The following is a 1,342-nucleotide window of genomic DNA, read 5'->3' as shown; positions in this document are numbered from 1 at the left end:
ATTTTTAAATCTAAAAAGGAAGTGGTATCACCTAAAATCAAAGGATAAACTTGATTGTTCTGCGGAAAAGAATACACATAATCGTTTCCAATAGTCTGATTTCCATCGGATAATAAAACAATTGGAAAATTTAGATTTCTATACAATTGTTTTAAATTTTGGGCAACTTTATGAATATTAGATTGTTTGCCTTTAAAATCTAATGATTTTCCAGAATAAAATTCGTCGTCAAAAGAATACAATTGTACATCATACTTGTCTTTTAATTTGCTGTTTTCTGATAATTTTTTAGACAACTCTCTAGCAATTTTATCTTGTTTCAATTCGGAAATAGATTGCGAATTATCGACTACAATTGGTAAAGGAGTTTTGGTAGTTTCGTATGTTTTTCTTGATATTATTGGGTTTATAAGCAATATTAATATGGTGAAAAGACTTAAAAAACGCAAGAAAGTCAAAAACAAAACTGTTCTCGATTTGTTTCCGACTTTGTATAAATATTGATAAAATGACAAAACACCAGCAATTATTACTGAAATTATAATTAATAAGATTGTTATTGTGGTCATTTATTTAAAAATTACTTATTTAAAAAAGAATCTTTTTTATTAGATAGCAATTTATAAATGAATAACATTCCTGCAAGTATTTGTGACAACATACCAATAGTTATTACTATATTTCCAGTTAATACTCCAATTTCCATATGAGTTATTTTAAATAATGAACCCAGAATTGTTACAATAAATCCAACAATAAAAATTATAAGAATGTATTTATTTTTCATATTTACTAAGTCAACATTCCGCCATCCACATTCAAAACTTGTCCTGTTACATAAGCACTCAAATCTGAAGCTAGAAAAACACAAGCATTAGCAACATCTTCTGGAGTTCCGCCACGGCGTAATGGAATAGATTCTCTCCAACCTTGTACCACATCTTCATTCAATTTTGCTGTCATTTCCGTTTCTATAAATCCTGGCGCAATAGCATTACAACGAATGTTTCGAGAACCTAATTCTAAAGCTATCGATTTTGTAAAACCTATCATTCCTGCTTTGGAAGCGGCGTAATTTGCCTGACCCGCATTTCCTTTTACCCCCACTACAGAACTCATATTTACAATAGAACCTTTTCGATTTTTAAGCATTACTTTCTGAACCGCTTTGGTCATATTGAATACCGATTTCAGGTTAATTTCGATTACTTTATCAAAATCTTCTTCCGACATACGCATTAACAAATTGTCTTTCGTAATTCCGGCATTGTTAATCAAAATATCAATGTTCCCGAATTCTGTCATCACATCATCTGAAAGTTTTTGAGCTTCGTTGAAATTG

The 1,342-nt window shown here is 30.1% G+C and carries 2 protein-coding genes and 1 pseudogene; all 3 read right to left on the bottom strand.

Going from position 1 to position 1,342, the window contains the following annotated elements:
* Window positions 1-569: pseudogene (locus RMO83_RS07190) on the bottom strand (hypothetical protein); the annotation flags it as partial.
* 11 nt (window positions 570-580) lie between these two features.
* Window positions 581-787, bottom strand: a complete 207-nt coding sequence (locus RMO83_RS07185; RefSeq protein ID WP_310558997.1) for a gliding motility protein GldL — start codon at window positions 785-787, stop codon at window positions 581-583.
* Window positions 788-792: 5 nt separating this feature from the next.
* On the bottom strand, window positions 793-1,342 hold a 550-nt coding region (gene fabG, locus RMO83_RS07180; RefSeq protein ID WP_310558996.1), incomplete at its 5' end, for a 3-oxoacyl-ACP reductase FabG.

It is taken from the genome of Flavobacterium sp., from assembly GCF_031423415.1.
Lineage (GTDB): Bacteria > Bacteroidota > Bacteroidia > Flavobacteriales > Flavobacteriaceae > Flavobacterium.
The sequence above is the reverse complement of the archived record's forward strand: the minus strand, read 5'-3'. Positions and strand labels throughout refer to the sequence as shown.